The sequence below is a fragment of the Pseudoalteromonas prydzensis genome (assembly GCF_001661495.1).
GTDB lineage: Bacteria > Pseudomonadota > Gammaproteobacteria > Enterobacterales > Alteromonadaceae > Pseudoalteromonas > Pseudoalteromonas prydzensis.
In genome coordinates, this window is record NZ_BDDT01000019.1 from 1 (window position 1) to 26,123 (window position 26,123).

Genomic DNA, 26,123 nt, shown 5'->3' on the forward strand with positions numbered 1-26,123 from the left:
CTCACCCGTCCGCCGCTCGTCAGCAAAGTAGCAAGCTACTCTCTGTTACCGCTCGACTTGCATGTGTTAGGCCTGCCGCCAGCGTTCAATCTGAGCCATGATCAAACTCTTCAATTAAAAGTTTTTTCTGTCTTCTCCCATAAAGAGAGCCGACACGCTCAATGAATTCTGAATTATTTGTTTTTGTTGCCAAAAACGAATTGACTGTGCTGCAATAAATAAATTTATTGCTGTTGGTCACTCAGTTTCAATTGAGACTCTAAATTTGTTTGCGTCATCTAGCGAACTAGAATCTGCTGTTAGAACTCAATCTGTACGAGTGCCCACACAGATGATTGCTTTATATTGTTAAAGAACGTTGCGATTAAAGCGCATTGCTTTATCTCGCTAGGGCTGCGCATGTTACGCTTTCCTATTTTTTTGTCAACACTTAATTTTAAACCTTCTCAAAAATCTAAACTCAAGTTTTACTCGACTTACTAAGTAGCTAGTGCCCCGCTATGCGTTGCGCTCTGCCGTCTCAGTGGGGTCGCATTATAGGGAGATCCAAAAACAGATCAACCCTTTTTTGAAGAAAACTTTAAATAAATAACCATTCGTTGATTATTTGAACTAAACGCCCAAAAACAATACTAAACATAGCTATTTTCAGCCACTTTAGATGACTAAACGGTAAGATCTTTTAAATGGTTTGAACAAAATGATCATTATTGATGATCAACAATGCGATCAATATACATAGTTAAGTAGCGATAATAGAGTAGCTGATTGCTATTACATTAAAAGATGTTTTGAAAAGAGAGCTGCGCTTATTGGATGGTACTGAAGTAGCTTGTTTATTTATAGGAATTTTAGATATTAAAAAGCCGAGCATTAAGCTCGGCTTTTTGGTGTCTTTAAGACTTACTCAGCAGACTGCGCGTCTTCTTGAACTTCTTCGTTCGCAGATGTGCGACCTACTAGTTCAATATAAGCCATTGGTGCATTGTCACCAGCACGGAAGCCACACTTAATAATACGAGTGTAACCACCTGGACGGTCTGTGTTGCGAGGACCGATTTCACTGAACAATTTACCAACTACTTCTTTATCACGCGTGCGAGCAAACGCTAAACGGCGATTTGCTACACTGTCAGTCTTAGCCAGTGTGATTAAAGGTTCAATTACACGACGTAACTCTTTCGCTTTTGGCAAAGTAGTTTTGATGATTTCATGTTTCACCAAAGAACCTGCCATATTGCTGAACATCGCTTTACGATGGCTGCTGTTACGGTTTAATTGACGACCACTCTTACGATGGCGCATGACCCTATCCTTCTAACTAAACTAATATAGTGATTTAGATTATTCAGCTAGGCTTGCAGGTGGCCAATTTTCTAGGCGCATACCTAGAGATAGACCACGTGAAGCTAGCACGTCTTTAATTTCAGTCAGAGACTTCTTGCCTAAGTTAGGCGTTTTAAGAAGCTCGACTTCTGTGCGCTGAACTAAATCACCGATATATTGAATTTGCTCGGCTTTCAAACAGTTTGCTGAACGCACTGTTAGTTCAAGATCATCAACTGGACGAAGTAGAATAGGATCGAATTCTGGCTTCTCTTCTTTCTCTTCTGGCTCAGTAACATCACGTAAATCTACGAATGCTTCTAGCTGCTCAGCTAAGATAGTAGACGCACGGCGGATCGCTTCTTCTGGATCGATAGTGCCGTTTGTTTCCATATCAATGATTAACTTGTCTAAGTCTGTACGTTGTTCAACACGTGCTGATTCAACCGAGTACGCAATACGTTCAACAGGACTAAATGATGCATCAAGCAACAATCTACCAATTGGACGCTCATCGTCATCAGAGGATAAACGGCTAGATGCCGGCACATACCCACGACCACGTTCAACACGAATTCTCATGCTGATCGCACTGTTATCTGCCGTTAAATGACAAATAACATGTTCTGGGTTAGCAATGGTTACATCGCCATCGTGCTGAATATCAGCCGCAGTCACAGGGCCTACACCAGACTTAGTCAGGGTAAGAAAAACTTCATCTTTACCTTCCAAAGTAACTGCTAGACCTTTAAGATTTAACAGAATTTCAATGATGTCTTCTTGTACGCCTTCTTTCGCGCTGTATTCGTGCAACACACCGTCGATTTCAACTTCGGTTACTGCACATCCTGGCATTGACGAAAGAAGTATACGGCGTAAGGCATTCCCAAGAGTATGACCGAAGCCACGCTCTAATGGCTCTAAAACGACTTTAGAACGAGTTGGGTTAATAGCGTCGATATCGACTAACCTTGGTTTTAGAAATTCTGTAACAGAACCCTGCATTTTATCCTCTCTTAACTCTTAACTTTACTTAGAGTAAAGTTCGACGATTAGTTGTTCATTGATGTCCGCAGACAGGTCTGAACGCTCTGGTAGGCGTTTAAAATTACCTTCCATTTTCTTACCGTCAACTTCAACCCAAGTCGGTTTTTCACGTTGCTCGGCTAGTTCTAGAGCAGCGATGATACGAGCTTGTGTCTTAGACTTTTCACGGATAACTACTACATCTTCTGGAGTAATTACGAATGAAGGAATGTTCACAACACGACCATTAACTAAAACCGCTTTGTGGCTTACTAACTGACGTGCTTCTGCACGTGTGCTAGCAAAACCCATGCGGTATACAACATTGTCTAAACGTTGCTCTAAAAGCTGTAACAAGTTTTCACCTGTGTTGCCTTTAAGGCGAGCAGCTTCTTTGTAGTAGTTACGGAATTGCTTTTCTAATACACCGTAGATACGACGTACTTTTTGCTTTTCACGTAATTGTAAACCGTAATCAGATAAGCGACCTTTACGAGCGCCGTGCTGACCAGGTGCAGTCTCAAGTTTACACTTAGAGTCGATAGCTCTTACGCCGCTCTTAAGGAACAGGTCAGTACCTTCACGACGACTCAGCTTGAGCTTAGGGCCCAAATATCTTGCCATGTTATTTCTCCTAACCTATTGTTAAACGCGACGTTTCTTCGGTGGACGACAACCATTGTGTGGTATTGGCGTCACGTCAGTGATGTTGGTGATACGGTAACCAGCAGCATTCAAAGCACGTACAGCAGATTCACGACCTGGACCTGGACCTTTGATGAAAACTTCTAGATTTTTTAAACCGTATTCTTGAGCAGCAGTACCTGCACGCTCTGCAGCAACCTGAGCAGCGAATGGTGTAGATTTACGTGAACCACGGAAACCTGAACCACCGGCAGTAGCCCATGATAGTGCATTACCTTGACGGTCGGTAATTGTAACAATAGTGTTGTTGAAAGAAGCATGAACATGAGCCATACCATCAGCAACTTGCTTTTTAACCTTTTTACGACGAATTGGTGTCTTAGCCATAATACTATCCCCTTATCGCTTAATAGGCTTACGAGGACCCTTACGGGTACGCGCGTTAGTCTTTGTTCTTTGACCACGTAGTGGTAAAGAGCGACGGTGACGTAGGCCACGGTAACAACCAAGGTCCATAAGGCGCTTGATATTCAAAGTAACTTCACGACGAAGATCACCTTCTACAGTGTACTTGCCAACTTCTTCACGAAGTACGTCAAGTGTTTCGTCTGAAAGTTCACCGATTTTTGTGGTTTCGGCGATACCAGTCGCTACTAAGATAGCCTTAGAGCGAGTCTTACCTATGCCATAAATAGCTGTTAAACCAATAACTGCATGTTTATGATCAGGGACGTTAATGCCAGCGATACGGGCCACTAACACATCTCCTATATTTGAATTTGGTTATCATCTGTTTGAAGAGCCCGTAAGGATACTCAAACGAAGACCAAATCACAATTGAAAACACAGGCCGAGAAACCTCAGCCTGCACGACTTATTAATTAACCTTGCCTTTGCTTATGCTTAGGCTCACTGCAAATTACACGTACAACACCGGCACGTTTAATAACTTTACAGTTACGGCATATTTTCTTAACGGAAGCACGTACTTTCATTGCTCAACTCCGTAAACTGACCTTATCGACCGTAGCCTTTAAGGTTCGCTTTTTTCAGCACAGAATCATATTGATGAGACATCATATGAGTCTGTACTTGTGCCATAAAGTCCATGATGACAACAACGATAATCAAAATTGATGTACCGCCGAAGTAGAATGGCGTTTGCCATGCCATCGTCATGAATTCGGGCACCAGACAGATAAAGGTTATATACAAAGCACCTGCCAATGTCAGGCGTGTCATCACTTTATCAATGTATTTCGATGTCTGCTCGCCTGGACGAATACCTGGGATAAATGCGCCAGATTTTTTCAGGTTATCTGCTGTTTCACGTGGGTTAAACACCAACGCTGTATAGAAAAAGCAGAAGAAGATAATAGCCGCAGCTAAAACTATTGCATACAAAGGCTGACCTGGAGTCAACGTTGTAGCAATCGCTTGTAGCACATCAGCGACAGGACCTTCACCCTGGCCGAACCAGCTGGCAATAGTACCAGGGAACAGAATTATACTGCTAGCAAAGATTGGTGGAATAACACCCGCCATGTTTACTTTTAGTGGTAAATGCGTGCTTTGGGCAGCAAATACTTGACGACCTTGTTGGCGCTTTGCGTAGTTAACGACGATACGACGTTGTCCACGTTCAAAGAACACTACAAGATAAGTAACAGCGAATACGATTACCGCAATCAATAACAGTGCTAAAACATGTAAATCACCTTGGCGCGCCATTTCGGCTGTCGAACCAATAGCAGACGGCAGGTTAGCTACAATACCAACAAATATCAGAACTGAGATACCGTTACCGATACCACGTTCAGTTATTTGCTCGCCCAACCACATCAGGAACATAGTACCGGTTACTAAACTCACCACTGCGGTGAAATAGAATCCGAGACCAGGGTTAACAACTAACCCGTCCATCATACCCGGTAAGCTTGTGGCAATACCGATTGATTGGATAGTAGCAAGCAAGAGCGTGCCGTAGCGTGTGTACTGGCTAATTTTCTTACGACCTTGTTCACCTTCTTTCTTAAGCTCTATAAACGGAGGATACATATGCGTTAATAGTTGCGTAATAATTGAAGCTGTGATGTAAGGCATTATACCCAGTGCTAACACCGAAGCGCGCTCAAGCGCACCACCGCTGAACATGTTAAACATTTCAACAATGGTGCCCTTTTGTTGCTCGAAGAAATCGGCAAGTACAGCGGCGTCAATCCCAGGGATTGGCACAAATGAACCTAGACGGTAAATAATGATAGCGCCCAATACGAATAGTAATCGACGTTTCAATTCCGAAAGCCCACTTTGTGCACTTTGTATATCTTGACCTGGTTTAGCCATTAGTACTTCCTTAGTCTTCTACCTTGCCTCCGGCGGCTTCGATAGCTTCGCGAGCACCTTTAGAGGCTTTAAGGCCTTTAACGGTAACAGCGCGTGAAACTTCGCCAGATTTAACAACTTTAACGAACAGAACGTTCTTTTTAACTAGACCAGCTGCCTGTAACGTACCTAGGTCTACCACATCGCCTTCAACTTTAGCGATTTCGTATAGGTTAATTTCTGCAGATACTAAAGATTTGCGAGAAGTGAAACCAAACTTAGGTAGACGACGTTGCATAGGCATTTGACCGCCTTCAAAACCAACGCGTACTTTACCGCCAGAACGTGATTTTTGACCTTTGTGACCACGGCCACCAGTCTTACCAAGACCAGAACCGATACCACGACCAACACGTTTACCAGCAGATTTAGATCCTGCAGCAGGAGAAAGTGTATTCAAATGCATTCGAATTACCCCTCAACCTTAACCATGTATGAAACTTGGTTGATCATACCACGTACACATGCTGTGTCTTCCAACTCAACAGTGTGATTGATACGACGTAAACCAAGACCGCGTAATGTAGCTTTATGCTTCGGTAAACGACCGATAGAGCTCTTTACTTGTGTTACTTTTACAGTTTTATTAGCCATGGTTTACCCCAGAATCTCGTCTACTCGAAGACCACGTTTTGCAGCGATCGACTGAGGAGAATTCATATTCTCAAGAGCTGAGATCGTTGCACGTACAACGTTGATCGGGTTAGTAGAACCGTAACATTTAGAAAGTACGTTCTGCACACCAGTAACTTCTAGTACTGCACGCATAGCACCACCTGCGATGATACCAGTACCTTCAGAGGCTGGTTTCATAAACACAAGAGAGCCAGCATGACGTCCTTTAACAGGATGCTGTAATGTGTTGCCATTTAGGTCTACGTTGATCATGTTACGACGTGCTTTTTCCATTGCTTTTTGAATAGCAGCTGGAACTTCACGTGCTTTACCATAACCGAAACCTACTTTACCTGCGCCGTCACCAACTACAGTTAGTGCAGTGAAGCTAAAGATACGACCACCTTTAACTACTTTAGACACACGGTTCACCGCGATTAGCTTTTCAGCTAGATCAGGCTGTTGTTGCTTTGCTTCTACGTTAGCCATTGTCTACTCCTAGAATTGCAAACCGGCTTCACGCGCAGCATCTGCTAGCGCCTTCACACGGCCGTGATATTTAAAGCCACTGCGATCAAAAGCAATCTTTTCGATGCCTTTGTCAGCCGCACGTTCAGCAACCGCTTTACCAACTGCTTGTGCAGCTGCAACGTTGCCTGTGCCTTTAACTGTTTCGCTAATAGCTTTTTCAACAGTAGAAGCAGCAGCCAGTACATTACCCTCAGCGTTTACAACTTGAGCGTAAATGTGACGTGGCGTGCGGTGGATAACAAGACGCGTTGTGCCTTGTTCAATATAATTTCTACGAGTGCGTTTAGCACGACGTAGACGAGCTGTTTTTTTATCCATCGTCTTACCTTACTTCTTCTTAGCCTCTTTACGGCGTACATTCTCATCTGAATAACGAACACCTTTACCTTTATAAGGCTCAGGTTTACGGTATGCACGAATGTTAGCAGCTGTTTGACCAACTAACTGCTTATCTACGCCCTTAACTAGAACTTCTGTTTGGCTTGGAGTTTCAATCGTAATTCCTTCAGGAACTGCGAAATTAACTGGGTGTGAGAAACCAAGAGTTAAATCTAATGTTTTACCCTTAGCTGCAGCACGGTAACCAACGCCTACTAACTGAAGTTTCTTCTCGTAACCTTCATGCGTACCAACAACCATGTTGTTGATTAGAGCGCGAGCAGTACCTGCTTGTGCCCATGCATTGGCTACGCCTTCACGAGGTAAAGTTGTAATAACGTTGTCATTAAGTTGTACTTCAACTGCATCGTTGATAGTACGCGTTAATTCGCCGTTTTTGCCTTTAACTGTGATGTCCTGGCCTTTTAATGTAACTTCTACACCGGCAGGAACATTAATTGGTGCCTTTGCTATGCGAGACATAGTTCCCCTCCGATTAAGCTACAAAACCAATGATTTCACCACCAACACCAGCACTACGTGCGGCGCGGTCTGTCATTAGGCCTTTAGAAGTTGATACGATAGCGATACCTAGACCACCCATTACCTTTGGTAATTCGTCACGTCTCTTATAGATACGTAAACCAGGGCGGCTAACACGCTGGATATTTTCAATAACAGCTTTGCCTTCGAAGTATTTCAACTCGATAGAAAGCTCAGGTTTAACATCGCCGCTTACTGCGAAATCAGTGATGTAACCTTCATCTTTTAATACTTTAGCTAATGCTACTTTCAGTTTTGAATTAGGCATCGTTACAGATACTTTCTTCGCTGACTGACCGTTACGGATACGTGTGAACAAATCCGCGATAGGATCTTGCAAGCTCATAGTCTTACTCCCGTGATTCTATTACCAGCTAGCCTTTTTAAGGCCAGGAATTTCACCGCGCATAGCTGCTTCGCGAACTTTAATACGGCTCATGCCGAATTTGCGAAGGTAACCATGTGGGCGGCCCGTAATGTTACAACGATTACGTTGACGTGCAGGGCTAGAATCACGTGGTAAAGCTTGTAGCTTTAATACCGCGTCCCAACGATCATCGTCAGATGTTTTCACATCGCTGATGATAGCTTTTAGTGCTGCGCGCTTTTCAGCGAACTGAGCAACTAATTTCGTGCGCTTTGCTTCGCGCGCTTTCATAGAATTCTTTGCCATAACCCTACCCTTATTTCTTGAATGGGAAGTTAAACGCTTCTAACAACGCACGGCCTTCCTCATCTGTTTTCGCAGATGTAGTGATTGTGATATCCATACCGCGTACACGGTCTACTTTATCATAATCAATTTCTGGGAAGATGATTTGTTCACGTACGCCCATGCTGTAGTTACCACGTCCATCAAAAGACTTAGCACTCACACCACGGAAGTCACGGATACGTGGGATAGCGATTGAAACCAAACGCTCAAAAAAGTCCCACATACGCTCGCCGCGTAAGGTTACTTTACAGCCAATTGGGTAGCCTTCACGTACTTTAAAGCCAGCAACAGATTTGCGTGCTTTAGTAATAAGTGGCTTCTGACCAGCAATAGCTTCTAGATCCGCAACAGCGTTATCTAAAATTTTCTTGTCAGCTAGGGCTTCGCCCACACCCATATTCAATGTGATCTTTTCGATCTGAGGGACTTGCATGACAGAGCTGAAACCAAACTTCTCTTGAAGTTCAGCAACTACTTTGTCTTTATATACTTCATGCAGTTTCGCCATCATTCTACTCCAACTATTAGATAGTTTTACCAGTAGATTTAAAGATACGTAATTTCTTACCATCTTCAATCTTGAAACCTACACGATCTGCTTTACTCGTTTCCGAGTTGAAGATCGCAACGTTTGATACGTCAATAGACGCTTCTTTCTCAACAATGCCGCCAGGCTGGTTCAATTGTGGAACCGGCTTTTGGTGCTTCTTGATTAAGTTAATGCCTTCGACAAATACTCGACCAGACTCGGTAACAACTGAAAGCACTTTGCCGCGCTTACCTTTGTCTTTACCTGCTAGAACGATTACTTCGTCATCACGACGGATTTTTGCTGCCATGATTGACTCCTTACAGTACTTCTGGGGCTAGTGAAACGATTTTCATGAACTTATCATTACGAAGTTCGCGAGTCACAGGGCCGAAAATACGTGTACCAATTGGCTGCAAGTTATCATTTAAGATAACAGCCGCATTGCTGTCAAAACGGATCAAAGAACCATCTGGACGACGAACGCCTTTCTTAGTACGCACAACTACCGCGTTTTTAACATCACCTTTCTTCACTTTACCGCGAGGAATTGCTTCTTTAACAGAAACTTTAATGATGTCACCAATCGCTGCATAACGACGGTGCGAACCGCCTAAGACTTTAATACACTGCACTTTGCGAGCGCCGCTGTTATCAGCAACTTCCAGCTGAGTTTGCATTTGGATCATGTTAATGACCTCCGGTGTAGTTATTACAACTGCCTTAAATCGTTTAAAATCAAGGCATTTAGGTTAAAAACCACTCGAAAAACAATCTAGTTGCATTCCAAGGGCGGGCAATTGTATCAGCATTGGAGGGGTAGTGGTAGGTTATTTTTTAATTAATTTAGAAATACGAGGGTGGTTATTTTGCTTGGCAAACAGTTTTTGCTATTTTTTCATTGATTATAAAACAATCAAGGCAAATTTATGCCCTGATTGTTTTATCACCGAATAAAATCGGCTTAATTGCCAAATAAACCTTTTAATTTATCTTTAATTTTATCTTTTGCTTTTTCTTTAACTTCGTCTTCTGCGGCTTTGCTTACGTCTAAACTAATGCCAACATCATGGAATGGTCCTTTGATACGCACCGGTATTTTAAAGCCAGTGCTATCATCTGTCGTGCCCTGCCCCTCAAGTGAATCAACAATGCCAGTGACTAAGCGATAGTTAACCGTCGTAGCTGGAAGGTTTATATCTCCTTCACCACTGATACGTACTAACGGGCTTAGTAAACTAAGATCCGTATTTTTACCAACGCCATTAGTAAAGTTAAAGCTACCAGTCAGTGCTGAGAAATCGGTTTGCTGGGAATTATCAAAGCCAGTATCTAGCCCTTCTGATACTGCTCCAAGGTTGCCTTTAATTAGCTCTTTGCCTTTACGTACCATTTCAGCGATATTAGCGCCTTTAACTGCGCCATCAGCAAACTCAAATGCTAGTTTACCTTGCAGGGCACCCATAAAATCTTTTTGGCTTTGCCCTGATGTTGCTAAGTCCCAATTTAACGAGCCTTTGCCCATTAGCTTATCAAAACCAGCAGCATCGGTTAGCAATGGTTGGGCATCTATTTTATCTAATGAGAAGTTGGTGGCAATTTTATATGGTGCTTGTTTCGCATTAACTGTAATTGTGCCTTTACCATTACCTTCGTAGGCGGCAAATTTATCCAGACTAACGGAAGCAACCGCGTTTTTAAGATTAATTGTAAACTGATTGGCACCAAGTTTGATTTCATTTGCTTTTAAGCCACTTGAGCGGATCACGACATTAGCATCAAGGGCATTTAAGCCACTTAAATCCATTTTTGTGTCATCCCAAACAATTGGCTGCGCGGGAGCATCCTTTGCAGGCTCTGGCGCTTCAGTTTGTGCAACCGCTTCTGGTAGGTATGGATTTAAATCAAGCATGCCTAAATCAATATCAGCCGTAACAGCTAGGCGCTTGCCAAGGTTTAACTCACTTTTACCCTTGATCTCTAACGAATCCAATGTCGCAACTAATTCAGCTAGGTTAAACTTGTCACCTTGCATGCGCATTTTACCGCTAACGCTAAAGGCATTAAATGCGTTTTCTTTAGCGTTCAGCTCTACTCCTTGCCATTTAGCAATATCTTTAACGGAATCACCGCTAAGTGCTAATTGACCTTGAATATCTTTGCCTTGCTCAGCAATTGAGCCTTTAAACTCAACATCGACCAATCGAGAAGTCACACTTTTAGTCACATTAAAGGTATCACCTGCAATGGCTTTAGCGGGGTTATCAACCGTTACATCCAGTTCAAAGCGCTCTTGCATATAAGTAATTGCGCCTTTTACCTCTAATGTTTTATGTAATGAAGGCAGTAAAATTGCTAACTCAAGATCGCTGATCTCTTGCTTAACGCCAGTCGCACCATCTAAGTAAACAAACTTACCGCCGTAAATGGCCACTTCACCTAATGCAATATCAAAGTTTTCAGGTAGCTTAACTGGGCCACTATTTTGTTGCTGCGCTGCTGGCTGCTCTGCAACCGCATCAAATAATTGCCAGTTTGCTTTACCATTTTTATCTGTTTCAAGCAGAATATTTGGTTCATTGATCACAAACTTTTCTAGTTTCAGTTCACCACCAAATAGCGAAAACCACGGAATATGAATGGCCAGTTGCTGCATGCTTGCCATATCAGCGCGTGAGCCCGTTTTCATATTGGCAAAGTGCACATCTTCAAGCTCAAGTTTTAATGACGGAAAAACAGATAAGGTTTTGTCACCTTTAATGGTCAGAGCTCGCCCTGTGGTTTGCTCTACCTGTTGCGAAACTTTGTTAAAGATTGCATCGGTAGGGATTAAAAACGGCGCTGCAACGATTAAAGCAACAAGCAATAACAGTATAACGCCAATAACTTTAAATAAGGTTTTCATGATGGTCCTTTCAAATGTGCAAATAATACTCTTATCATAGCGGGAGTTAGCACTAAAATCATTGCTATAGCTATAAAAAAGCCATTTCCTAGTAGTTACACCCTCGATATAAAATCTTACTGAAACATTGTGATACCTTTAGGTTACAAAAATAACTTGACCAAATGATACCTCAAGGTTACATTGATACCTGTAGGTTACAAAAACACAAATTAAAACTTTCACAGGATGGATATTATGAAACAACAAGATATTAAAACCGAAGAAAAATTTATGGCGCAAAACGCATGGTTTTCCATATTCATGGGTGTAACTTTACTAATTATCAGTGGTTACCCCATACTTAATCACACATCAGTACCGTTGTTGTTTTTAGGAAGTGCAGCTTTTCTTGGCTCATTCTTTATGTTTGTGATCAGAGGCGGTTTTACATGGAAATTAAGTTACCGCCTGACTTATAAAGATGAGTATTTAAACACCATAGATACGATTGCCTATAAACATGTTGTACTGGCACTGTTATTTAGCATGGGCACAATATATTTATGCTCTGACAGTCTCGCGTTACAAGTATCGCATAGTATGATGGCTACTTTTTACTTAGCTGTTATGAGTTTGGTGTACGGTATTTCCATCCTTTGGCAAAGTCGTGATTAGGAGTTAATGTGCAAAACCATATAGCAGAATTTCGCAAAGCCGCGGGGCTATCGCAGCAAGAACTAGCCGATGCGATTAATGTTTCGCGCAAAACCATTAGTACGGTCGAAACATCGCGCTTTACACCGTCGGTGATCATTGCGTTGAAAATAGCACTGCACTTTAATACCTCGGTTGAGAGTCTATTTATACTCGATGAGCACGATTAATACAGCAATGATGCAATCTTGAGATTTTCAGAACTATCTTGATTGCATCCCTTCTATTCTTCGGTATGATGCACAGCCCTGTTGTTTTAGAGCGTTTTGCGCTAAAATTGAACAACATGAAAAATGTATCTAACCGGAGTACCATCAGGCATGAAAAAACTGCTCATTTCACCTTCACAAATGGCATTAGGCGAACAAGAAGGCCAGATTTATCAAAATATTTTAAAACAGGCTTCTGAGATCAGCTTAAATCTGATGGCGGTGAAAATAGAAAATCATCCTGAAGACTTCTTAGGTTGGTGTTACGAATTACTACATGCTAGCCGTGACCGTATCAATCATGATTTACTTGAAACCAATCAGTTACCAACTTTAAAGAAACTTCATGATTTATTAATTTCAGCAATTAGCTTTTTGCAGTTAAAAACACTACGTGTCGCGCCTTGGCCAGTCGTCAGTGTATTTATTGAGCAGCACAAAGACGTATTAGCCCTTGATGAGCAATTGCGCCTGACTCAGTATATTGCAGGTATTCGTGAACAATCTTTAAAAGAAATGATCCCTGAAGATTTATTAACCTTTACTGGTAAACATACTTCATCGCTTGATCCAAGCAGCTATAACTTTGATGTTGAATGGTTCAGCTCAACTAAGAGCGCCAAGGCTTTCCATCAAATGCTTGCTGACCTTCCTGCTTTATTTGATGAGGCGTTAGCGCATATTCCTCTTGAAGGCGAAGTAACCGAAGCTGATTACCAAGAGTTTGTGCTAAAATACGTACACGCTTTTACTGACAACAATGAAAAGCCAACCTTAGCACCGGCAACTCGTTTATTGGCCATGCGTCGCCCTGATGTATTTACACCATTAAACAACTCACGTTTAGATGCCTTATGTTCTGCGTTAGCAATCACTAAATTAAACAATCGTGACTTTGCACGCTATTGGCAAGACATTGTACAAGCGATCCACGCTATGTCTTGGTTTAAAATGGCCAATGGTGACAGCGAGCTGGATCAACAACTTGTTGCAATCAAAGCACTAGTCCCATGTTTTTTCTATTATGCTGATACAAACAGCGCTGAAAACTCAAATTACATCAAGTTATTGAGTAAACCCAAACGTACTACCAGTACCGCTACTAAAAAAGTACGCCGCGGCAAAGAGTCAGCTGAAATATTAGTTGACCGCGCCCTTGCTGCAGATGATATTCCAGAGCATATCCGCGCAAAACGTGATTCTATTATCAGTGAAGTACAAAAAGGCCGCGGCGTTGCTGAGACCATCAGCCTGATGCGTACAATTTTTGGTTAAGCCACAGTAAAGAATACAAAAACCCGCTGCAACTCAGTTGTGCATGCGGGTTTTTTTATGCACCAACAAAGTGCGCTGCCATCACCTATAATTACACTCTCCTCCGAAGCCCATAATTTAACCACATGTTTTAAATAGATTTTAAATTTAATTTAGAAGGTTTCACTTAACTTGGCACAAGCAGTGCAAATATCTTGTTAGACAACTAGAAATGGGATCGACAATTACTAGACTGCAATCTAATAAATAATTGCGAACCAAAAAATCAGCATAACAACAGGATACTAAACATGTTAAAACTAAAATCAGCGATTGCTATCAGCACTCTTGCACTTATGGCCGCTACATCAACAGCTGCTTATGCCGAAGTAACAGCTAACGCCGCAGCAACATCAAACTACTTATGGCGTGGCCAAGAACAAACTGGCGGTGACGCAGCTATATCAGGCGGTATTGATTACGCTAGCGAGTCAGGTTTTTATGCCGGAACTTGGGCGTCTAACGCCAGCTGGGCCGATGAAATGACCTACGAGCTTGACCTTTACGCTGGTTTTGGTGGCGATATTAATGAAAACATGAGCTACGACGTTGGCTACATCTATTACGCTTACCCTGATGCAGCTTCTGGCGCCGATGCAGACTTTTCAGAAATTTACGGCAGCATCAGCATGGGTGCCTTTAGTTTTGGTGCATCAGTACTTGCAACATCAGCGGCAAGTGGCGATGGTACAGACTTTGGTGATTCGCTATACCTAACTGCAGATTACGGTTTTGCAATTGGCAGTAATGGTACTGAAATGGCCTTACACTTAGGCCATTACTCAGGTGACTTTATTGGTGATGACGACATCATAGACTACGGCGTATCTATCTCTAAAGATGGCTTTACCTTTGGCCTCTCAGATACCGATATGGATGACAGTGATATTAAGGCTTACGTTGCTTTTGCAATGGATTTTAGCCTATAAAAAGAATGTGTTACTTGCTGCAACACTAAGGGCCGAAAGGCCCTTTCTCGATCTTGGTAAGCGGTAAGCCATAAGTCAAAGAAACTAATCAATCCAGATTTTATGTCAAGGCTTACCTTAAACTCAGGCTGCTTAAAACTTACCACTCCTATGGCACGCTATGCCCTGTAGAACCTTGCCAAATCCGATACCATTGCTCTCGGCTAAGCTTTAATTGTTTAGCGGCAACAGCTGATTTAACTCGTGCAATATTACCTGTGCCCAGTACCACTGATGGGCTGCTTGGGTGCATTAATAACCATGCATATACGACTTGATCTATTGAACTTGCACCTATTTCACTGCCTACTTGTTCGAGTACATGACGCAAACGAATGGCTTTTTCATCGTTTTCAGCAAATAAACGTCCACCTGCAAGCGGTGACCAACACATTGGTTTAATACCCAATAACTGGCATTGGTCTAAACTTCCATCATCGAGTACTTTCATTTCATAAGGTGAAAACTCAATCTGGTTTGTCACTAACTCAAAATCTAAACGCGATTGTAATAAGCTCAATTGTGAAGGGGTAAAGTTAGATACACCAAACTCCAATACATCGCCATTTTGCTTCAGGGTAGTAAATGCTTGAGCTACCTCATCGGCATCCATCAAGTAATCAGGGCGGTGAATAAGTAAAACATCTAAACGGTCAGTATTAAAATGTTTAAGAGAGCGCTGTGCTGAGGCAATGATATGCTGTGCACTTGAATCATAATGATTAGCTTGGCCTGCTAAACCGAGACTCGGGAATGCTGGTTTAATACCGCACTTGGTAATAATTTTAATCTCATCACGGATACTCGGCTTTAGTGCCAAAGCTTTGCCAAATTCGGCCTCGCAACCATATTCACCATAAATATCAGCATGATCGGTATGTTTTACGCCCGCCTCAATAGCTTGCTCAAGAAACGTTAAACATTGTTGTGGTGAAACTTGCCAATCAAGTAGTCGCCAAAAACCAAGCACTAACTCATCTATTTTTCGTTCTACGTTGTTCATCTCTACCTTCATTTTATTAATTAATATCTCAACAATTAAGCGAACGTTAATAAACCGTTACATTTTAACCGTATTTATGCAAGGGTTATGCTTTATTCTACCGACTTAATAAGGTATTAATAGCAATAATGTATGTACCAATATAATGGCTAAAAAGGAATAATAACAATGAAATCATCAAACGCCCTAACTGCTTGCGTTGATATTTTTATCAGCCCAAGTAAAGCTTTTAACGGTTTAAAAGACGCAAGAGGTTGGTCTTGGCTTGCTTTTACACTCATAGCCGCAGCACTCGTTATTAGTACTTATGTATTTTACAGTCACGCAGATACGCAATTTATTTTAGAAGAGCAAATTGCTGCGGCCAGCGTAGACGCCACAATTGGCGAACAGAAAATGATTCGTCAAAGCATGGAGCAAAGTATTGATAACCAAGTGTGGTTTGCCATTGGCGGAGGTATCTTCGGACTCATAATTATAAATGCATTGCTCGCTGGATATTATCTATTGGTATCAAAACAAGATCCAGATGCTGAGTATGGTTATGGCGCTTGGTATGGGTTTGGTTTTTGGGCCATGATGCCAATGGTTATTTCAAGTCTCGGCATTATAGCGCTAGTTTTTACGGCAACGACCAACGAACTCTCGGTGAGATTGTTTAGTTACGCTTCTATAAATCAATTATTGCTAGGCTTAGAGCTTGGCCATCCATTTTATACCATGATGGAAAGTTTAAATATCTTTAGTATCTGGGGAATTGCTTTAGCTGCTATTGGTCTCAAATGTTGGACTAATTTCAGCTTAAACAAAGCGATTCTTTTTGCAGCCCTACCCAGTGTTGTTATTTATGTGATTTGGACAATTATTGCATTGCTTTAAATTGACCGGGTAAGCTTGCTTACCCACGAACATATACGGAAATAACAATGAAAAAAGCTATAATCATCATCTTGGCAATTGCCGCTTTTGTCACACTCATAGTGTCCAAACAAATTACTGGCAGTAAAGATGCACCTGAAGTAAATATAGCGTTAGTTGAACAAGGCAGTATTGCCGACTCTATTATGGCCTCTGGTAATTTGGTATTTAATACTCAAGTACAGTTGCGCTCTGAAGTGACCGGTCGTGTAGACAAAGTATTTGTTGAAGAAGGGCAAAGTGTCCAACAAGGTGATATTTTAATGCGCCTTGATACCACAGCATTTGAATCAGAAGTCACCCGTAATCAAGCCGTTTTACGTGCCAGTGAAATCGAAATTAAACACAGTAAAACCCGGCTAGTAAATATTGAGCGTCAGTTGAAGCGCCAAAAAGAATTATATGATGTAGGTCTTGCGGGCCAAGAAGTATACGAAAACCTACAAAATGCGCGTGACCTTGCCAAGATCGATATAGAAGCGCGAGTTGAAGCTTATAATCAGGCTAAAGCATCTCTCTCCATTGCCGAAGATAGGCTAAGTAAAAGTGTATTCCGCGCACCAATGAGTGGTTTACTTGCCTCTGTAAATATTAAAGAAGGTGAAACGGTCATTGCAGGTACTACTAACATTATTGGCTCAGACCTTATGCTAGTAGCCGACCCCAGTGCTATTTTAGCTGAGTTGAGGGTTGATGAAACTGATATTGCAGGAATTAAACTTAACCAACATGCAGATATTTATGCAGCCGCTTACCCAAATCAACCTTTCACAGGAAAAGTAATAAATATAGGTACTTCTGCTAAAAACCAAACCGGTTCGCAAGGGTTATCATTTAGAGTGAAAGTACTGCTCGATAAAACCGATAGGCAACTGTATGCGGGCATGAGTTGTCGTGCAGAAATAGCCACGAGTATTGCCGTTGATGGCCTAAAGCTACCAATCGAAGCGGTACAAAAAGAAGATGACAAGTACTTTGTATGGCGCTTAAATGACGATAACACCGTTACTAAAGCCTATGTAGAAGTGGGTATTTCATCTGATATTGAACAAGCAATAACCAAAGGCTTGGAAAAAGGCCAACGTATCGTAATAGGTCCAGCTCGTCCTGTTAGCAAGTTGAATGAAAATGACCTAGTTAAAGTGAAGCAACCTACCGCCAAGGATACACAATAATGTCAGCGGTGATCCAACTTAAGCATATCAACAAGCAATACAAAATGGGAGAGCAGATATTTAAAGCCCTTGATGATGTAAATGTTGAAATTGCTGAAAATGAATATGTGGCAATCATTGGCCCTTCAGGTTCAGGGAAATCAACTTTAATGAATTTACTAGGCTGTTTAGATACACCAACGAGCGGCGATTACTATTTAAAAGACAAACTTGTAAAAAGCATGACGGAAACAGAACTGGCACATCAGCGCAATGAAAGCGTTGGTTTTATTTTCCAAAGTTTTAATCTACTACCTCGCGCATCGGCATTAGAAAACGTAATGCAGCCTTTGGTATATCGCTTTATTGCTGCTAAACAACGCAAGCAAAAAGCTCGAGAAGCACTACAACGTGTTGGTCTAGGCGATAAAGTTGATCACTTATCAAGCCAGCTTTCGGGTGGTCAGCGGCAACGTGTCGCCATTGCACGTGCGCTAGTAACTAAGCCACATATTTTGCTTGGCGATGAACCAACCGGAAATCTAGATAGTAAGACAACGACCGAGATCATGGCGTTGTTTGATGAGCTACATAGTGAAGGCCACACTATTATTTTGGTAACTCACGAGCAAGATATTGCTGATCATTGTCAGCGCGTCATTCGCCTAGTTGACGGCAAAGTGGTCAGTGATGTACGTAAAGGTGAGGGGAATAAACAACATGTTTAAATCTGCTCTTGCCATCATGGAAGGTACTAAAGCGGCGTTGATGGCAATCAAAGCCAATGCAATGCGCAGTGCGCTCACCTGCTTAGGTATTATCATCGGCGTTGCAGCAGTTATCACCGTGGTTGCCGTTATGCAGGGATTTACTAAACAAATCAATGATCAATTGGCTGACATGGCCCCAGATGTTACGTCTATCAAACCATTTACTAGCATTGAGCAAGAAATGGTAGGTAAAAATGCGAAACTCACCTACACAGACTTTTTAACCTTAAAAGCACGAGTAAAAGAAGCCGAAACATTCACTGCACTCATGTTCACTTGGCGATTTTCAGGGGGCGCTGAGTATGGGAATAAAAGCCATTCATCACGAGTAATGGGCACAGAGCAAGATTATCAAAAAGCATACCGCACATTCCCTGAGTTGGGCCGCTTTATACGTGCAGAGGATGATGAAAAACGCCGCCGTGTAGCTTTTATTGGCCCATCAATCATAGAAAAACTAAACCTGCCAGAAAACCCCGTTGGCGAATATATAAAACTTGGTGGCGAATGGTTTAGGATTATTGGCGTTGCTGAAAAGCAAGGTAGCTTACTTGGATTTGATCAAGACGATTATATCAATATCCCTATCAGTACCATGAGTGCATTAGAAGGCGCGAGCAGCACCAGTAATGTACAAATTATGTTTCGACTTAAAGAAAATAGCGACGAAGAGCTCGTCCTTGCTAAAATCACCCGTATTTTGCGGCAATTACATAAATTAAAAGACGGCGAGGAGAACGATTTTGAATTTGAAACAGCTGAAAAAGCACGCGCCAATGTCGATAAGTTTACCGGCAGCGCCACGGCTATTACCGCTGGAATCGTCGGTATTAGCTTAGTTGTGGGTGGTATTGGTGTTATGAATATCATGTTGGTGTCTGTAACTGAACGTACCCGTGTTATCGGTACTTTAAAAGCGTTAGGCGCAACACCTGGCTTTATAATGCTACAGTTTTTAGTTGAGGCGGTGGTATTGTCGTTATTTGGTGGTTTGATCGGCTTAGCTATTGGCTATGGCGCTGCAGCATTCATTTCGTTTATGGTACCCAGCATGCCCGACGCTTATATCCCTGGGTGGGCAGTGATGCTGTCATTCGGCTTTACTTCACTGATTGGTATTGTATTTGGCTTAGCCCCGGCGATTAAAGCAGCAAGGCTAAATCCAATAGATGCATTACGTTACGAATGATCATTGCACTTTATAAGGTACCTGAGCACAGCTTACTTCTACTGTTTTTGGGTACCAAATAGGGCCAACTTCGTTAACAACCAATTCTGCTAAGCCATTAGTAAATGATTTATAGGAGTGCACACTTTGCCACTGCGAGTCAGTACAGATTTCAGATAAATCAACCGCACTCGAGCCCTCATAAAGGGCGGCGGCAAAGTTGTGATGCCATTGCTCACTTTTATGGTTTTCAGCTAAGTCATCATACTCACCGTTATCAAAGTGAATATTAGTACACCCCGCTAACACGACAATAAATACAATTGCGAGCAACCCTGTTAACTGTTTCATATACTTACTCCTGCGCTATCTTGTTGCTGACACCAGACTTTAATTGTGTGCGGTGCATAAATACCTAACGTGACTAACCCAAGCGCACCATCGGTAAATGTTTGTTGTGATTGCATTTGCACCACAGTTTGCTCACCACATACTTTTTTTACATCAATACGCTGTTCACCAACTAGTCCCCACATAAAAAATGGGCGGCTATCTTGGTAGGTCGGCTCTGAAGTCAATTTCGCTATTTTTTGTGGTTGAATTGTTACTGCTGAACAACCGCCAAGCACAATAAATAACAAACTAGTTAAAAAAATTCGCATAACTTTATCCTGATTAATTAAGTGGTACAGAGTGTAAAGTGAATGGGTACTAAAAAAAGTAAGAAACTGTATTGAAAATGTAGACAACAGGCTGTATTCATTAGCTTGGCAAGCTTTTTTAGGAACTTTATCTTATTTAGAGTGCCTAAAACGCAGTACCACTGTTATAACCACAGTTTTAGTCATATTGCTTTAAGGTCATTGATGCAGAAAAAATCATTTTCTTTTATTACTGTTGTTGCGACTGTCATTGTCTTACTAAGCATCACAGCACTGGCTACAGCACCATTGTCGGATGAAGGTAAAGGCTTTACTGAAACAGCTAATACAGTCACGCAATGTGCCCAGCAGCTAGCTGCCAGCAGGCAACAAACGTATAGCAAAAAATATATTATCCCTGAGCAGTTAAAGCTACTTAGCTGGAACATTTACAAAGCTCAAATTCAGGGCTTGTATCAAGATTTAGCACAACTCAACCAACAGGCGGATATCCTATTACTCCAAGAGGTAATTGAGGATCAACGTCTCAGTGCCCTAAAACCCTATTGGCGTTTTTCACCAGGCTACAAAAGTGGCGATGTGCAATCAGGCGTGATGACGCTAAGCCGCTGGCCTGCGACAGTGCATTGTACATTTACTCATACAGAGCCGTGGCTACGTAGTCCAAAAGCGACCAATATTGTTGAGTATGTGATGGCGGACCAGCAGCACTTATTAAGTGTAAATTTACACGGTATCAATTTCACGTTAGGTACTGAAGACTATGAACAACAAATCGATGCTGCTGTACAAGTAATGCAACAACACCAAGGTCCGATTATTTTTGCCGGTGATTTAAATGCATGGAGTGATGCAAGACAAGCTGTGGTGATTAACGCATTATCAAAACTAGGCCTTTCAGAAGCGCTATACCTTGACGATAAACGCACTAAAGCGTTTGGCTTGGCCCTTGATCAAGTATGGACTCGCGGTGTGACTATCAAAACGACCCGCGTGCCACAGTATCAAAGCTCTGATCACAACCCAATACTAGTAACTTTACACCTAAATGAGGTTATAGATGAAACACTTACCCAATAATATACGCGTTGTTCTTGCCTGCCTTTTACTCTGTGTTAGTCAGCTTAGTATGGCAGCAAGCGCAGATCAGGAAGTCAGTCACTTAATCAGTTTTATTGAGCAAAGTAAGGCAACCTTTATCCGTAATGGTGATGAACATACCAGTGAAGAAGCAGCTGAGCACTTAGCCATGAAATACCGCAAAGCTAAACGCTACGCAAAAACCGCCGATGACTTTATCGCGAACCTTGCCAGCAAGAGCTCATGGAGTGGTAAGCCTTACACTGTGATCTTAGCCGATGGCACGACACTCACTGCCAACAAGTGGTTAAGTGATGAATTAATACTTTTTAGAAAAACAGAAAAGCCGCAATAGATGCGGCTTGGTTTCACTCTTTAGGAGAGGTGATTTAAATTCTGAAATATCGTTTAAAAAATTAAAGATTAATATTGTAGTAAATTATTTTCATCTTGCTCTTCATTCTGATCAATAGAATCAATCATAATATCAGCAATATCATTAGTTTGTTCAATTTTGTCTTTTGCTAAATAGGCATTACGAACGGTGTCATTATTTTTAGCAAGATATGCTTCACCGACTGAAAAGTTATCATCCGTAAAGTTATCAACTGCATCCGCCTTAGCGAGCGACTTTTGAATATCTAAATATTGCTGCACCTTATTGTTTACAGCCTGACTGATTTCACCAAATGCAGGGACTTCTGGTGTGATAGGTTGAGCATTCAAAGCTCGTGCTTGTGCTGATATTTGAATCATATCAGTCTTAGTTGCTTGCTCCACGGGCGTGGTTTGTGCTGTTGCAAACTGTTTATTTGCATCACCTAAACGGGTGTTAAGTTGATATTGATTGATTTGATTAGCGGCTTGAATGTTCATGATCTCTCTCCATCTAGATCGACACTATATGCAAAGATAGGTGAATGTTTTGTGAACACAACGTTCGATAAACAAACAGAAAAACCCAAAAGAGCGAAACTGTAAAGTAGATACTACTTGCACCTAATCTTGCGACTAGGTATAAAAATAACCACACATACTTTTATAAGAAGCGAAAAGCCATGCAGCAACATGATAATCAACCACTTAATGACTTTACCGAATATCCACACGATGAAATGCTGGAGCGCGCACAAGAGTTTTTAGCAACCAGCCAACGCCGCCATAGTATTCGTAGTTTTAGCGACCGACCGGTGCCAAAAGATATTATTCAAACCTGCATTAAAGCCGCAGCTACAGCACCAAGTGGTGCAAACCACCAACCGTGGCATTTTGTAGCAATTAATAGTAGTGATGTGAAAAAGCAAATTCGTGAAGCAGCCGAGAAATTAGAACGCTCATTTTATGAAGGCCGCGCTGGTGAAGAGTGGTTAGATGCTCTAAAGCCATTAGGCACTGATGCCAGCAAACCTTATTTAGAGCATGCACCTTGGCTAATTGCCGTATTCAGCCAAAAGAAAGGCGGCTTAAATACTGATGATAAAAACACCAACTACTATGTGCATGAGTCAGTCGGTATTGCCACCGGCTTTTTAATTCAAGCATTACATCGCGCAGGGCTTGCAACACTAACTCACACACCTAAACCAATGAGCTTTTTAACCGACATTTGTGGCCGCGACAAAGACAACGAACGCCCCTATATGCTGCTCATTGCCGGTTACCCAAGCGATGATGCTACTGTGCCTAATCACGCACTGGTGAAAAAATCACTCGATGAAGTTGCTACGTTTATTTAGTGTTTTCCTCTTTGCAAAACCATTGATAGAGCATCGCTATGATCGACTCAACTTTAGGGTCGGTCAAATAATAATAAATAGTATGACCATCACGGCGTGTAGCCACCATCTCGGCTTTACGTAAGCTCGCCAAATGTTGCGACAGCGCAGATTGCGCTAACGGCACACGCTCATTTAACTGCCCTACACTTAACTCATTGTTTAATAGGCTACATAAAATCATTAAGCGATTTTTATTCGCCATCAATTTTAAAAACTGTTCAGCCTGCTGTGCATTATTCGCTAATTGCTCAATATTCATAACGATCCCACTAAAACGTTCTAAGTAAAGTATAGACTTTTACATTAGTAAAACCTAATATAAATAACATTAGAAAAAACTAATATAAGGTGCATATATGAAAGTGAGCGATGGAATTCTTTTACTTGCAGGTAGTATGGTGACAATTTCAGTCATATTGAGCTACTTTGTAGATAGCCGTTTTATGTGGTTAACATTATTTATAGGAGTAAACCTGATCCAAACAGCGTTTACTAAATGGTGCCCACTGATAAATTTTTTGCGCAAACGAGGGTTTACAGACTAATGCTTACTTCAATCCCAGATCTAATGAAAATAATTACGCCAAACCAACGTCGTATTACTGCTGAGCAAGCAAAGCAAGAGCTTGAACAAAATCACGGCCTACTCATTGACGTACGAGAACCAGCAGAGCACGCCACCAAAGCGGCAACGGGGGCGATTAATATTCCTCGTGGTTTACTTGAAATGAAGTTGATGGAAATTGAAAAAGATCCAGCTCGACCCATTTACTTACACTGTGCCAGTGGCGCACGGGCCACATTAAGCGCTGAAGCACTTACCCGTGTCGGTTATGAGAATGTCAGTGTAATTACCTGTAAAGCTGACGATATTTGCCAAGTATTTTAATATAACTGGCATCACAGCTTCACATAAAAGTCATACTGGTCGGATAAGCTCGTACTTTTAATTTACGGTACAGAGCAATGACGTTTACACGAAGAAGTTTCTTAAAAGCCTCGGCGGCAGGGTTTGGTGTCGCCGTTTTATCATTAGGATTAACAGCTTGCCGGTTTGACGATGAAGATGACGACATTCTTGACGTGAGCTTTGATCATGGTGTTGCCAGTGGTGATCCATTAGCCGACAGCCTAATTCTGTGGACTCGTGTAACCCCTCTAGATCCAACCACCACCAGCATTAAAGTACAATGGCAAGCAGCAACCGACCCTGACTTTACTAATATCAGCCACAATGGTGAAACACATATAAGTGCAGCCACTGACTTCACCCTAAAAGTCGACCTACAAGGCTTAAACGCCAACACCACTTACTATTATCGCTTTAAATCAAATGGCAAAACCTCACCGATTGGTGCAGGTAAAACACTACCAACAGGCAGCATTGATAAAGTGAAATTTGCTGTTATATCGTGTGCCAACTACCCAGCAGGCTTTTTTCATGTGTATGGTGAAATAGCCAAACAAACAGACATAGACGCTGTATTGCATTTAGGTGATTACATCTATGAATACGGCAATGATGGCTACGCTACTGAAGATGCTGCTATTTTAGGCCGTTTACTGCCAGAAGATAACAGTGACGAAATAATTAGCTTAGCTGATTACCGTAACCGCTATGCCCACTATCGTACTGATGCAAACTTACAAGCTGCGCATAGCCTCTGTGCATTTATTACTGTGTGGGATGACCACGAAATTACCAATGACACATGGCAAAATGGCGCAGAAAACCATAATGAAGGCGAAGGTGAATTTAGCGAACGTAAGCTACATGCCCTACAGGCCTATTTTGAATGGATGCCAATCCGTAACGTTGCAGATAAAGAACGAATTTACCGTCGCTTTGAGTTTGGTAATTTAGTCTCTTTATACATGCTAGACACGCGTGTACTCGCCCGTGATGAGCAACTAAACTATGCTGATTTTGACCTGACCAGTGCACAAGGACAAAGTGATTTTGCAAACGCAGTAAGCTCACCAACGCGCGCATTACTTGGCAATGAGCAGCTTACTTGGCTCACTGATGGCATGACAACATCAAACTCAAAATGGCAGGTACTTGGCCAACAAGTACTGATGACCAAAATGCATTTGCCGTTTGAAGTACTGCAACTACTAGTGAGCTTACAAATAAGTCAAGCAAATGGCGGCGACACTAATGCATTATTAGCACAAGCATCGGCATTATTTGCTGAACTTGCACAAATCAAAGGCCGCGTGCTTGCAGGCGATCCAAGTGTTACTGATGCGGAACGCGCTCGAGTTGATACTACTGCACCATACAATTTAGATGCATGGGATGGTTACGCCTACGAACGTGAAGTGCTGCTTGGTACTGCCATTGCCGCACAAAAGAACTTAGTGGTTTTAGCGGGTGATACTCATAACGGTTGGGCTGGGCAATTAGTTACTGATGCTGCAAACCCAATTGCAGCGTCACAAAATGCCGGTGTAGAATTTGCTACCTCTTCGGTGTCTTCGCCTGGTCTTGAAGAATACCTAGCGCTGAATACACAAGGACCTGAAGTTACGGCACAAATGGAGCAAGTTATTGCACTATTAGTCAATGATCTTATCTATAACAACTTAGTCGATAGAGGTTACTTAACCGTGACCTTTACCCCAGAGCAAGCCACCGCTAAGTGGAATTACGTGAGCAGCATTAAAACCGCTTCATACGAAATGCAAACCGAGCGCAGTAAAGAGCTACGTATGCTAGCAGGTCAGCCAGTAATACAAGGGTAAAGATTCTAGGTGCTAGGAAAAAGGTTTTGATGAAAGATTAAAACAGCCCGGCGATCA

At 42.0% G+C, this 26,123-nt stretch carries 37 protein-coding genes and 1 rRNA gene; 14 read left to right on the plus strand and 24 right to left on the minus strand.

Features of this window, described 5'->3' with window-relative positions:
* The 19 genes from A7968_RS20915 to A7968_RS21000 all read right to left on the minus strand — a co-directional run.
* Window positions 1-117 (minus strand): 16S ribosomal RNA (locus tag A7968_RS20915); the annotation flags it as partial.
* A 786-nt stretch (window positions 118-903) separates the two neighbouring features.
* A complete protein-coding gene (rplQ, locus tag A7968_RS20920; protein WP_016710207.1) occupies window positions 904-1,305 on the minus strand; it encodes a 50S ribosomal protein L17 in 402 nt (133 codons plus the stop codon).
* A gap of 39 nt (window positions 1,306-1,344) precedes the next feature.
* Window positions 1,345-2,331, minus strand: coding sequence for a DNA-directed RNA polymerase subunit alpha (locus tag A7968_RS20925; protein WP_064668465.1), 987 nt, complete (start codon window positions 2,329-2,331; stop codon window positions 1,345-1,347).
* Between the two features lie 24 nt (window positions 2,332-2,355).
* On the minus strand, window positions 2,356-2,976 hold the full coding sequence (gene rpsD / locus A7968_RS20930) for a 30S ribosomal protein S4 (RefSeq protein ID WP_016710205.1): 621 nt from the start codon (window positions 2,974-2,976) through the stop codon (window positions 2,356-2,358).
* Between the two features lie 21 nt (window positions 2,977-2,997).
* Window positions 2,998-3,384 (minus strand): 30S ribosomal protein S11, encoded by a 387-nt coding sequence (gene rpsK, locus A7968_RS20935; protein WP_002959471.1) that lies wholly within the window; start codon window positions 3,382-3,384, stop codon window positions 2,998-3,000.
* A gap of 12 nt (window positions 3,385-3,396) precedes the next feature.
* A complete protein-coding gene (rpsM, locus tag A7968_RS20940; RefSeq protein WP_016710204.1) occupies window positions 3,397-3,753 on the minus strand; it encodes a 30S ribosomal protein S13 in 357 nt (118 codons plus the stop codon).
* A 125-nt stretch (window positions 3,754-3,878) separates the two neighbouring features.
* The gene (rpmJ, locus tag A7968_RS23050; RefSeq protein WP_002959476.1) at window positions 3,879-3,992 is read right to left on the minus strand and encodes a 50S ribosomal protein L36; all 114 of its coding nucleotides are present in this window, start codon (window positions 3,990-3,992) and stop codon (window positions 3,879-3,881) included.
* Window positions 3,993-4,014: 22 nt separating this feature from the next.
* Window positions 4,015-5,343, minus strand: coding sequence for a preprotein translocase subunit SecY (secY, locus tag A7968_RS20945; RefSeq protein ID WP_064668466.1), 1,329 nt, complete (start codon window positions 5,341-5,343; stop codon window positions 4,015-4,017).
* Between the two features lie 10 nt (window positions 5,344-5,353).
* The gene (rplO, locus tag A7968_RS20950; RefSeq protein ID WP_064668467.1) at window positions 5,354-5,788 is read right to left on the minus strand and encodes a 50S ribosomal protein L15; all 435 of its coding nucleotides are present in this window, start codon (window positions 5,786-5,788) and stop codon (window positions 5,354-5,356) included.
* Between the two features lie 5 nt (window positions 5,789-5,793).
* Window positions 5,794-5,976, minus strand: coding sequence for a 50S ribosomal protein L30 (gene rpmD / locus A7968_RS20955; protein WP_016710201.1), 183 nt, complete (start codon window positions 5,974-5,976; stop codon window positions 5,794-5,796).
* A gap of 3 nt (window positions 5,977-5,979) precedes the next feature.
* Entirely contained in the window at window positions 5,980-6,486 is a 507-nt protein-coding gene (gene rpsE, locus A7968_RS20960; RefSeq protein ID WP_002959485.1) for a 30S ribosomal protein S5, read from the minus strand.
* 9 nt (window positions 6,487-6,495) lie between these two features.
* Window positions 6,496-6,846, minus strand: a complete 351-nt coding sequence (gene rplR, locus A7968_RS20965) for a 50S ribosomal protein L18 (RefSeq protein WP_008115388.1) — start codon at window positions 6,844-6,846, stop codon at window positions 6,496-6,498.
* Between the two features lie 9 nt (window positions 6,847-6,855).
* A complete protein-coding gene (gene rplF, locus A7968_RS20970; protein WP_064668468.1) occupies window positions 6,856-7,389 on the minus strand; it encodes a 50S ribosomal protein L6 in 534 nt (177 codons plus the stop codon).
* A 13-nt stretch (window positions 7,390-7,402) separates the two neighbouring features.
* The gene (gene rpsH, locus A7968_RS20975; protein WP_064668469.1) at window positions 7,403-7,795 is read right to left on the minus strand and encodes a 30S ribosomal protein S8; all 393 of its coding nucleotides are present in this window, start codon (window positions 7,793-7,795) and stop codon (window positions 7,403-7,405) included.
* Window positions 7,796-7,816: 21 nt separating this feature from the next.
* Entirely contained in the window at window positions 7,817-8,122 is a 306-nt protein-coding gene (gene rpsN / locus A7968_RS20980) for a 30S ribosomal protein S14 (protein ID WP_058562128.1), read from the minus strand.
* A 10-nt stretch (window positions 8,123-8,132) separates the two neighbouring features.
* Complete coding sequence (gene rplE, locus A7968_RS20985; protein WP_016710195.1) at window positions 8,133-8,672, minus strand: 50S ribosomal protein L5; 540 nt, start codon at window positions 8,670-8,672, stop codon at window positions 8,133-8,135.
* Between the two features lie 16 nt (window positions 8,673-8,688).
* Window positions 8,689-9,003, minus strand: coding sequence for a 50S ribosomal protein L24 (gene rplX, locus A7968_RS20990; protein WP_016710194.1), 315 nt, complete (start codon window positions 9,001-9,003; stop codon window positions 8,689-8,691).
* A gap of 10 nt (window positions 9,004-9,013) precedes the next feature.
* On the minus strand, window positions 9,014-9,382 hold the full coding sequence (rplN, locus tag A7968_RS20995; protein WP_011329449.1) for a 50S ribosomal protein L14: 369 nt from the start codon (window positions 9,380-9,382) through the stop codon (window positions 9,014-9,016).
* A 275-nt stretch (window positions 9,383-9,657) separates the two neighbouring features.
* Window positions 9,658-11,598 carry an AsmA family protein gene (locus tag A7968_RS21000; protein ID WP_064668470.1) on the minus strand — a complete coding sequence of 647 codons (1,941 nt, stop codon included), beginning with the start codon at window positions 11,596-11,598 and terminating at the stop codon, window positions 9,658-9,660.
* 237 nt (window positions 11,599-11,835) lie between these two features.
* On the opposite strand from A7968_RS21000, the gene A7968_RS21005 reads away from it, so the two are divergent.
* From A7968_RS21005 to A7968_RS21020, 4 genes are all read left to right on the plus strand, one after another.
* Window positions 11,836-12,255, plus strand: a complete 420-nt coding sequence (locus tag A7968_RS21005; protein ID WP_016710192.1) for a hypothetical protein — start codon at window positions 11,836-11,838, stop codon at window positions 12,253-12,255.
* Between the two features lie 8 nt (window positions 12,256-12,263).
* Window positions 12,264-12,464: a helix-turn-helix transcriptional regulator gene (locus A7968_RS21010; RefSeq protein ID WP_016710191.1), complete on the plus strand. Its 201-nt coding sequence runs from the start codon at window positions 12,264-12,266 to the stop codon at window positions 12,462-12,464.
* A gap of 150 nt (window positions 12,465-12,614) precedes the next feature.
* The gene (locus tag A7968_RS21015; protein WP_064668471.1) at window positions 12,615-13,778 is read left to right on the plus strand and encodes a hypothetical protein; all 1,164 of its coding nucleotides are present in this window, start codon (window positions 12,615-12,617) and stop codon (window positions 13,776-13,778) included.
* Window positions 13,779-14,068: 290 nt separating this feature from the next.
* Window positions 14,069-14,746 (plus strand): TorF family putative porin, encoded by a 678-nt coding sequence (locus A7968_RS21020; RefSeq protein WP_064668472.1) that lies wholly within the window; start codon window positions 14,069-14,071, stop codon window positions 14,744-14,746.
* Window positions 14,747-14,894: 148 nt separating this feature from the next.
* On the opposite strand, the gene A7968_RS21025 is transcribed toward A7968_RS21020, so the two are convergent.
* Complete coding sequence (locus tag A7968_RS21025) at window positions 14,895-15,788, minus strand: aldo/keto reductase (RefSeq protein WP_064668473.1); 894 nt, start codon at window positions 15,786-15,788, stop codon at window positions 14,895-14,897.
* 168 nt (window positions 15,789-15,956) lie between these two features.
* On the opposite strand from A7968_RS21025, the gene A7968_RS21030 reads away from it, so the two are divergent.
* The 4 genes from A7968_RS21030 to A7968_RS21045 are packed head-to-tail and all read left to right on the plus strand — an operon-like array spanning window position 15,957 to window position 19,819.
* Window positions 15,957-16,667 carry a YIP1 family protein gene (locus tag A7968_RS21030; protein WP_064668474.1) on the plus strand — a complete coding sequence of 237 codons (711 nt, stop codon included), beginning with the start codon at window positions 15,957-15,959 and terminating at the stop codon, window positions 16,665-16,667.
* 47 nt (window positions 16,668-16,714) lie between these two features.
* Complete coding sequence (locus A7968_RS21035) at window positions 16,715-17,881, plus strand: efflux RND transporter periplasmic adaptor subunit (protein WP_064668475.1); 1,167 nt, start codon at window positions 16,715-16,717, stop codon at window positions 17,879-17,881.
* The gene (locus A7968_RS21040; protein WP_064668476.1) at window positions 17,881-18,588 is read left to right on the plus strand and encodes an ABC transporter ATP-binding protein; all 708 of its coding nucleotides are present in this window, start codon (window positions 17,881-17,883) and stop codon (window positions 18,586-18,588) included. Before A7968_RS21035 ends, A7968_RS21040 begins: the two co-directional genes overlap by 1 nt.
* Entirely contained in the window at window positions 18,581-19,819 is a 1,239-nt protein-coding gene (locus A7968_RS21045) for an ABC transporter permease (protein ID WP_064668477.1), read from the plus strand. Before A7968_RS21040 ends, A7968_RS21045 begins: the two co-directional genes overlap by 8 nt.
* Here A7968_RS21045 and A7968_RS21050 read toward each other — a convergent pair whose 3' ends face one another.
* Together A7968_RS21050 and A7968_RS21055 are read right to left on the minus strand one after the other, a co-directional pair.
* The gene (locus A7968_RS21050) at window positions 19,820-20,149 is read right to left on the minus strand and encodes a Bor/Iss family lipoprotein (protein WP_064668478.1); all 330 of its coding nucleotides are present in this window, start codon (window positions 20,147-20,149) and stop codon (window positions 19,820-19,822) included.
* Entirely contained in the window at window positions 20,146-20,460 is a 315-nt protein-coding gene (locus A7968_RS21055) for a Bor family protein (protein WP_064668479.1), read from the minus strand. Before A7968_RS21055 ends, A7968_RS21050 begins: the two co-directional genes overlap by 4 nt.
* Window positions 20,461-20,664: 204 nt before the next feature.
* On the opposite strand from A7968_RS21055, the gene A7968_RS21060 reads away from it, so the two are divergent.
* Window positions 20,665-21,540, plus strand: coding sequence for an endonuclease/exonuclease/phosphatase family protein (locus A7968_RS21060; RefSeq protein ID WP_064668480.1), 876 nt, complete (start codon window positions 20,665-20,667; stop codon window positions 21,538-21,540).
* A 49-nt stretch (window positions 21,541-21,589) separates the two neighbouring features.
* Window positions 21,590-21,895 (plus strand): YfeK family protein, encoded by a 306-nt coding sequence (locus tag A7968_RS21065; RefSeq protein ID WP_244270416.1) that lies wholly within the window; start codon window positions 21,590-21,592, stop codon window positions 21,893-21,895.
* 68 nt (window positions 21,896-21,963) lie between these two features.
* On the opposite strand, the gene A7968_RS21070 is transcribed toward A7968_RS21065, so the two are convergent.
* Window positions 21,964-22,416 (minus strand): hypothetical protein, encoded by a 453-nt coding sequence (locus tag A7968_RS21070; RefSeq protein ID WP_064668482.1) that lies wholly within the window; start codon window positions 22,414-22,416, stop codon window positions 21,964-21,966.
* A 182-nt stretch (window positions 22,417-22,598) separates the two neighbouring features.
* On the opposite strand from A7968_RS21070, the gene A7968_RS21075 reads away from it, so the two are divergent.
* Window positions 22,599-23,276 (plus strand): nitroreductase family protein, encoded by a 678-nt coding sequence (locus tag A7968_RS21075; protein ID WP_064668483.1) that lies wholly within the window; start codon window positions 22,599-22,601, stop codon window positions 23,274-23,276.
* Here A7968_RS21075 and A7968_RS21080 read toward each other — a convergent pair.
* A complete protein-coding gene (locus tag A7968_RS21080) occupies window positions 23,269-23,577 on the minus strand; it encodes an ArsR/SmtB family transcription factor (RefSeq protein WP_064668484.1) in 309 nt (102 codons plus the stop codon). The two genes, A7968_RS21075 and A7968_RS21080, sit on opposite strands and share 8 nt — an antisense overlap.
* A gap of 97 nt (window positions 23,578-23,674) precedes the next feature.
* Between A7968_RS21080 and A7968_RS21085 the strand changes: the two genes are divergently transcribed.
* The 3 genes from A7968_RS21085 (at window position 23,675) to A7968_RS21095 (ending at window position 26,066) form a co-directional block, all read left to right on the plus strand.
* On the plus strand, window positions 23,675-23,863 hold the full coding sequence (locus A7968_RS21085; protein WP_064668485.1) for a YgaP family membrane protein: 189 nt from the start codon (window positions 23,675-23,677) through the stop codon (window positions 23,861-23,863).
* Window positions 23,863-24,207, plus strand: a complete 345-nt coding sequence (locus A7968_RS21090) for a rhodanese-like domain-containing protein (protein ID WP_064668486.1) — start codon at window positions 23,863-23,865, stop codon at window positions 24,205-24,207. Before A7968_RS21085 ends, A7968_RS21090 begins: the two co-directional genes overlap by 1 nt.
* A 77-nt stretch (window positions 24,208-24,284) precedes the next feature.
* Window positions 24,285-26,066: an alkaline phosphatase D family protein gene (locus tag A7968_RS21095; protein ID WP_064668487.1), complete on the plus strand. Its 1,782-nt coding sequence runs from the start codon at window positions 24,285-24,287 to the stop codon at window positions 26,064-26,066.
* The last annotated feature ends 57 nt before the right edge of the window (window positions 26,067-26,123 follow it).